This window comes from Sphingomonas sp. CCH21-G11, from assembly GCF_001555965.1.
In the GTDB taxonomy this organism is placed as follows: Bacteria; Pseudomonadota; Alphaproteobacteria; order Sphingomonadales; family Sphingomonadaceae; genus Sphingomonas.
The window spans coordinates 85,997-92,525 of sequence record NZ_LSHX01000002.1 but is presented as its reverse complement, the minus strand read 5'-3'; the positions used below and the strand labels follow the sequence as shown (position 1 = coordinate 92,525).

Here is a 6,529-nt window from a genome sequence, read left to right as displayed (position 1 = left end):
GGGTGGGGGCTATCCAGCTGGTGCGGCGCATGTTGCGAAGCCCCACCCCAACCCCTCCCCTGAAGGGGAGGGGCTTAGGCTGCTCTACATGGCGCGCTACGCCATTCATGGAACCGCCTTACGCTTCAGGCCAACTTCTCGGCCGTAAGCGAGGTCATGCGAACCGCCCGATACATCAAAGAAAGCGGTAACAGCGTTGGTGATCGCTTGTTGTTGGTCAGCGTTGAGCGCCCAACCACTCCGGGTCACCCGCAACCGCGCCTTCGCAACCTCCCCGTCATCAAGTAGGTTCGCATTGATTGCGAATGCGGCCAGCGCATTGAGTTTCACCGCTCGCTCAAACCGCTTCTTTACAGAGCCTGTCGCGACAATCTCGGAAGCTAAATTCGCTCGCCGAAACCCTGCAACCAGCTCTTGGCCGAGCGACAGCAGGTCGTCGTCCTCAACGACGATGGCGATTTTTGGAGCCTCGACCTCCGGTTCCTCCACCAGCATCGCCAGCCGTTCCACCCCGGCCGCCCAGCCAACACCCGGTGTGCTCGCCCCCCCCAGGCTCTCGATCAGCCCGTCATAGCGCCCGCCGGCCAGCACCGTGCCCTGCGCGCCCAGCCGGTCGGTGACGAACTCGAACGCGGTGTGGCGGTAGTAATCGAGCCCGCGCACCAGCCGCGCGTTGCGGGTCCAGGCGACGCCCGCCGCGTCCAGTCCCGCCGTCACCGCGCCGAAGAAATCCGACGCCGCCCCCGTCAGGAACTGGTCGATATCCGGCGCGCTGTCCGCAATCGGCCGGTCGCGCGGGTCCTTGCTGTCGAGGATGCGCAGCGGGTTCTTGTCGAGCCGCGCCAGGCTGTCCTCCGACAAGTCCGCGCGGTGGCTCTGAAAATGCTCGACCAAAGCCGCGCGCCACGCGTCGCGCGTTTCGGCGTCGCCCAGCGTGTTGAGCTGCAATGTCACGCCGTCGCTGATCCACAGCTCGCGCAGCAATTGGTCGGCGAACGCCAGTAATTCGACATCGGCGGCGGGTTCAGCCGCGCCGATCACTTCGGCGTCGATCTGGTGGAACTGGCGGAACCGGCCCTTTTGCGGGCGCTCATAGCGGAACACCGGGCCCGACGTGGCGAGTTTCAGCGGCGCATATTGCTGCCACCCCTCGGTCAGATAGGCGCGCGCGATGCCGGCGGTGAACTCCGGGCGCAGCGTGATCGAATCGCCGCCGCGATCCGCGAAGGTATACATTTCCTTCGACACGACATCGGTGGTCTCGCCCAGCGAGCGTGCGAAAACCGCGGTCGATTCGAACACCGGAATGTCGACGCGCTGAAAGCAATAGAGCGCGCGCACGCGCTCGAACGCGGCGAGCACCGTTGCGAAGCGGCGCTGCTCGGGTCCGAAAATGTCCTGAGTGCCGCGAATACGGCCCGGGGTCTGTATCTTCGCCATTTGCGCGCGTTCCTTAATTGCGTCAGGGGACAAACGCCAGTGGCGGCGGTGTGAAACCGCAATCGATATTAAGGGGCTTTCGACCATGACCGACGCGCTGATCTGTGACGCGGTGCGCACCCCGATCGGGCGCTATGGCGGTGCGCTGGCGGGCGTGCGCCCCGACGATCTGGCCGCGGTGCCGATCGCGGCGCTGGTGGCGCGCAATCCGGGGCTCGACTGGCGCGCGGTCGACGACGTGATCCTGGGCTGCGCCAACCAGGCGGGGGAGGACAATCGCAACGTCGCGCGCATGGCCGCGTTGCTTGCGGGCGTCGGCACCGATGTGCCGGGCACGACGATCAACCGGCTGTGCGGATCGGGGATGGACGCGGTCGCGATGGCGGCGCGCACGATCCGCGCGGGCGACGGGGAACTGATCGTCGCGGGCGGGGTCGAGAGCATGACCCGCGCGCCCTTCGTGATGGGCAAGGCGGACAGCGCCTTTTCCCGCAGCGCCGACATCCATGACACGACGATCGGCTGGCGCTTCGTCAATGCGCGGATGAAGGCCGAATTCGGGATCGACTCGATGCCCGAGACCGCGGAGAACGTCGCCGCCGAGTTCGGGGTCAGCCGTGAGGACCAGGATCGGTTCGCGGTCGAAAGCCAGCGCCGCGCCGCCGCCGCGCAAGCCTCGGGTCGCCTCGCCGCCGAGATCGTCCCCGTCACCATTCCCCAGCGCAAGGGCGACGCGGTGATCGTCGACCGCGACGAGCATCCGCGCGAAACCAGCCTGGAGGCGCTCGCCCGGTTAAAGCCGATCGTGCGCGCCGATGGCACCGTCACCGCGGGCAACGCGTCGGGCGTCAATGACGGCGCGGCGGCGCTGATCGTCGCCAGCGAGGCAGCGGCCGCGCGCCACGGCCTGATCCCGCGCGCGCGCATCCTGGGCTGCGCAGTCGCGGGCGTGCCGCCGCGCATCATGGGGATCGGCCCGGCGCCGGCATCGCGCAAGCTGCTCGACCGGCTGGGGCTGGCGATCGGCGACATCGACGTGATCGAACTGAACGAAGCCTTTGCCGCACAGGGGCTGGCGGTGCTGCGCCAGTTGGGCGTCGCGGACGATGCGGCGCATGTGAACCCCAATGGCGGCGCGATCGCGCTCGGCCATCCGCTCGGCATGTCGGGCGCGCGCCTCGTGCTGACCGCGACCGAGGAACTGCATCGTCGCAGTGCCCGCCGGGCGCTGTGCACCATGTGCATCGGCGTCGGCCAGGGCATCGCGATGGTGATCGAGCGGGTCTGACGCCCCCGCCCGATGCGGGTCAGGCCAGCGCCGGGGCGGCGGCGCGACGGATCGCCGGCAGCATGTCGGCCGGTTCGGGGCGCCGGGTATAGTCGGGATTGACCTCGGCATAGGTGATGATCCCGTCGCTGCCGATCACGAAGCGCGCGGGCATCGGCAGCGTCCAGCTGTCATCGCCGTTGAACGCGGGCAGCTGGTTACCGAGCGACTTGTAGAGATCGACCAGATAATCGGGCAGCGCGAAACGCAGGCCGAACGCGGCGGCGACGTCGTTGTGCGGGTCCGACAGGATCGGAAAATCAAGCGCATTCTCGCGCACCGACTTGCGGCTGTTGACGCGGGTCTGCGGCGAAATCGCGACCAGGCCGGCCCCAGCCGCCTGGAACGCGGGCAGCGCATCCTGCAGCGCCTGCAACTCCATGTTGCAATAGGGGCACCACACGCCGCGATAGAAGCTGAGGACCAGCGGGCCGCGCGCCAGCAGCGCGGCCGACGACACCGCTGTGCCGTCCGGTGCGGCAAGCGTGAAGTCGGGCGCGCGGTCGCCCGCCTTGCGGGCGCGTCCCGCCGCGCCCGAAGCGATCAGCTCGGCGGTCGCACGCGCCATGATCGGATGGATATGGGCGGGCGCGTTGAACGGCGGCCTGCCGGATTTGAAATCGGCCTTGAAGGCGTCGAGGCGGTCCTGAAGCGTCATGTCATGGTTCCCTGGGGTAAGGCGAAAGCGAAGGTCAGCGTCGAAAGGCGTGGCGCGCGAGCGGTGCGGCGGCGACCATGATCGCGGTGGCGAGGCTGCCGGTGACCTGCAGCGTGAACATCGCGTCCCGAACCATCTGTCGCAGCATCATCGTCGCTCCTGCCGGCGTGCCGACGGGCGATCCGCCGGCTTGGTGAAAGACGGATGCGCGATTGCGGCGCGACAGGGCAGCCGGGTTGGGGCAATAGTATTCATTCCAAGGGGGAATGGTGATGGACCGATTCCAGGCAATGACCACGTTCATCCGCGTCGTCGACACCGGCTCGTTCTCGGCGGCGGCGCGACAGACCAATGTCGGCCAGCCGGCCGTGTCGAAGCTGATCGCCCAGCTCGAGGACCGGCTCGGCGTCCGGCTGATCACGCGCACCACGCGCGGGCTGTCGCCGACCGAGGCCGGGCAGCGTTACTACGAACGCGCCCGCCGCGCGCTGGAGGAAGCCGACGAGGCCGAACTCGCCGCGCGCGGGGCCGGGCGGGGCCTGAGCGGACGGCTGCGCATTTCGGCGGCGACGACCTTTGCCCGAATCCACGTGGTGCCCCGGCTGCCCGCATTCCTGAGCGAACATCCCGAACTCGATCTGGAGGTCGTCATGGACGATCGGGTGATCGACATGGTCGAGGAAGGGATCGACGTGTCGCTGCGCATGGGCGAGCTGCCCGATTCGACCGCCACCGCGCGGAAAATCGCGACGGGCCGGCGGTCGCTGCTCGCCACCCCGGCCTATCTGGCGCGGGCCGGCGCGCCGCAAAGCCCGGCCGATGTCGCCGATCACAATGCGGTCGTGTACACGCATTACGACACGCACCACTGGACCTTTCGCAACGCCGCCGGCGGCGAGGCGTCGGTCAAGGTCGGCGGGCGGCTGCACGTGACCGCGGCAGAGGGGCTGCGCGCCGCGGTGCTCGCCGATATCGGCATCGCGGTCGCGTCCGACTGGATGTTCGCGCCCGAACTGGCGAGCGGCCAGGTCGTGCGCCTGCTGGACGGCTGGGCGTTGCCGCCGATCGACCTGTGGGCGGTGTTCCCGACCGGCCGCCTGGCAAGCGCGAAAGCGCGGACCTTTGCCGATTTCATCACCGCGGCAATGCGCGAAGCCTGACCCGGGCGGGCTCAGGCGCGACGAAGCGTGGCCGCGATGCCACCGAGGATCAGCGCCGCCGCAACCGCCAGCCGCACCGTCAGCGGCTCGCCGAGCAGCACTGCGGCGGCGAGCGCCGCGACGACCGGCGTCGCCAGCTGGGCCGCACCGACGGTTGCATGGGGCAGGCGCGGGACCACGCGATACCACGCGACGTAACCCAGGCCGGACGCGAATGCGCCCGAGGCGATGGCGAGCGCGACGCCGCCCAAGGCCGGGGCGGGACCGGCATCGAGCAGCGGCAACGGCGCCGCCACCAGCGCGGCGACCAGGAAGTTACCCGCCGTCCGCCGCGCGGGATCCGCTGCCGACCGGCCCAGCACGGAATAGAGCCCCCACGCAATGCCCGCGACGACCATGCCGAGCATTGCCAGCACCGGCCCGGCTTCCGCACGGCCGCCGATCAGGACGACGACCCCGGTCATGGCCATTGCCACCCCGGCCAGGTCGATGGCCCGAACCCGATTGCCCGACAGCGCGCCGGCGACAAGGATGGTGGCCTGGACCGCGGCAAACAGGACCATCGCGCCGGTCGCGGCGTTCAGGCGGACATAGGCAAAGGAAAACGCGCCGCAATAGACGAGCAACGCCAGCGCGCCCCGCCAGCTGGGGCGTTCGCGCGGGCCACGCAGCAACCAGGGCAGCAGGATCGCCGCGCCGGCGGCAAGCCGGATTGCGGTGAAGCTGCCCCAGCCGATCTGGCCAGTGCCGAGCGCGGCGCGCGCCAGCAGCGAATTGCCCGCAAACGCCAGGATGGCGAGCGCGACCAGCACGACCGTGGTGCCGCGCACCCGCGCCGCCGATCCCCCCGGTTCGATCACGCGGCGAACGGATAGTCGATATAGCCGTCCGCACCGCCGCCATAGATGCGCGCGGCGTTGAGCGGGTTCATCGGCAACCCCTCGGCCAGGCGACGGGGCAGATCGGGGTTGGCGATGAACAAGCGGCCGAACGATGCCGCATCGATCTCGCCCGCCTCCAGCGCGGCGCGGGCGCGATCGCCGGTATAGCTGCGATTGGCGATGTAATTGCCGCCGAACGCGCGCCGCACCACTTGGGGGTCGACGATCCGGTCGAACGGGTCGCCGCGCGGATCGCTGGGCTCCACGCAGTGGAGATAGGCAAGCCCGCGCTTGCCGAGCTGTTCGGCGAGATAGCCGAACAAGGGCGCGGGATTGCTGTCGCTCATGCCGTTGATGGTGAGCGAAGGCGACAGGCGGATGCCGACCCGGTCCGCGCCCCACACGCCGATTACCGCGTCGGTGACCTCGAGCGTCAGGCGGGTGCGGTTCTCGATGCTGCCGCCATAATCGTCGGTGCGGTGATTGGTGCCGTCGCGCAGGAACTGGTCGAGCAGATAGGCATTGGCGCTGTGCACCTCGACTCCGTCGAATCCGGCCGCCTTGGCATTGATCGCGGCGCGGCGATAATCCTCGATGATGCCGGGGATCTCGTCGCGTTCGAGCGCGCGCGGGACGACGAAATCCTGCGGGCCGTCATAGGTAAAGGCGTGACCCGCCAGCCCGACCGCGCTCGGCGCGACGGGGAGGCCGCCGCCCGGCTGGAGCGAGGGGTGCGACAGCCGGCCGACATGCCAGAGCTGGAGCATCATCCGCCCGCCGGCCGCATGGACGGCATCGGTGACGCCGCGCCACGCCTCGACCTGGGTCTGGCTGTGAATGCCCGGCGCGCCGGCATAGCCCTTGCCCTGCTGCGAGATGTGCGTCGCTTCGGACACGATCAGCCCGGCGGTGGCGCGCTGGGTGTAATAGGTCTGCTGCAATTCGTGCGGGGCGTCGTCGGCATTGGCGCGGGTGCGCGTCAGGGGGGCCATGACGATGCGGTTGGGGGCCTGGATCGCGCCATAACGGATCGGCTGGAACAGGGGATCGTCGGTCATCGTGA

General features: G+C 69.3%; 6 protein-coding genes. 2 read left to right on the top strand and 4 right to left on the bottom strand.

From position 1 onward, the window contains the following. Nucleotides 1–105: 105 nt before the first annotated feature. Nucleotides 106–1,440, bottom strand: a complete 1,335-nt coding sequence (gene hisS / locus AX676_RS00690; RefSeq protein ID WP_066483112.1) for a histidine--tRNA ligase — start codon at nucleotides 1,438–1,440, stop codon at nucleotides 106–108. Nucleotides 1,441–1,525: 85 nt separating this feature from the next. Between hisS and pcaF the strand changes: the two genes are divergently transcribed. Continuing rightward, a complete protein-coding gene (pcaF, locus tag AX676_RS00685; RefSeq protein WP_066483114.1) occupies nucleotides 1,526–2,728 on the top strand; it encodes a 3-oxoadipyl-CoA thiolase in 1,203 nt (400 codons plus the stop codon). A 19-nt stretch (nucleotides 2,729–2,747) separates the two neighbouring features. Here the strand turns inward: pcaF and AX676_RS00680 are convergent, their stop codons facing one another. Then, complete coding sequence (locus AX676_RS00680) at nucleotides 2,748–3,425, bottom strand: peroxiredoxin-like family protein (protein ID WP_066483116.1); 678 nt, start codon at nucleotides 3,423–3,425, stop codon at nucleotides 2,748–2,750. A 272-nt stretch (nucleotides 3,426–3,697) separates the two neighbouring features. Between AX676_RS00680 and AX676_RS00675 the strand changes: the two genes are divergently transcribed. After that, the gene (locus AX676_RS00675) at nucleotides 3,698–4,585 is read left to right on the top strand and encodes a LysR family transcriptional regulator (protein WP_066483669.1); all 888 of its coding nucleotides are present in this window, start codon (nucleotides 3,698–3,700) and stop codon (nucleotides 4,583–4,585) included. Nucleotides 4,586–4,596: 11 nt separating this feature from the next. Here AX676_RS00675 and AX676_RS00670 read toward each other — a convergent pair whose 3' ends face one another. Both AX676_RS00670 and AX676_RS00665 read right to left on the bottom strand, forming a co-directional pair. Then, complete coding sequence (locus AX676_RS00670; RefSeq protein WP_197417072.1) at nucleotides 4,597–5,445, bottom strand: DMT family transporter; 849 nt, start codon at nucleotides 5,443–5,445, stop codon at nucleotides 4,597–4,599. Beyond that, nucleotides 5,442–6,524 carry an alkene reductase gene (locus AX676_RS00665; RefSeq protein ID WP_066483119.1) on the bottom strand — a complete coding sequence of 361 codons (1,083 nt, stop codon included), beginning with the start codon at nucleotides 6,522–6,524 and terminating at the stop codon, nucleotides 5,442–5,444. Before AX676_RS00665 ends, AX676_RS00670 begins: the two co-directional genes overlap by 4 nt. Nucleotides 6,525–6,529 lie beyond the last annotated feature (5 nt).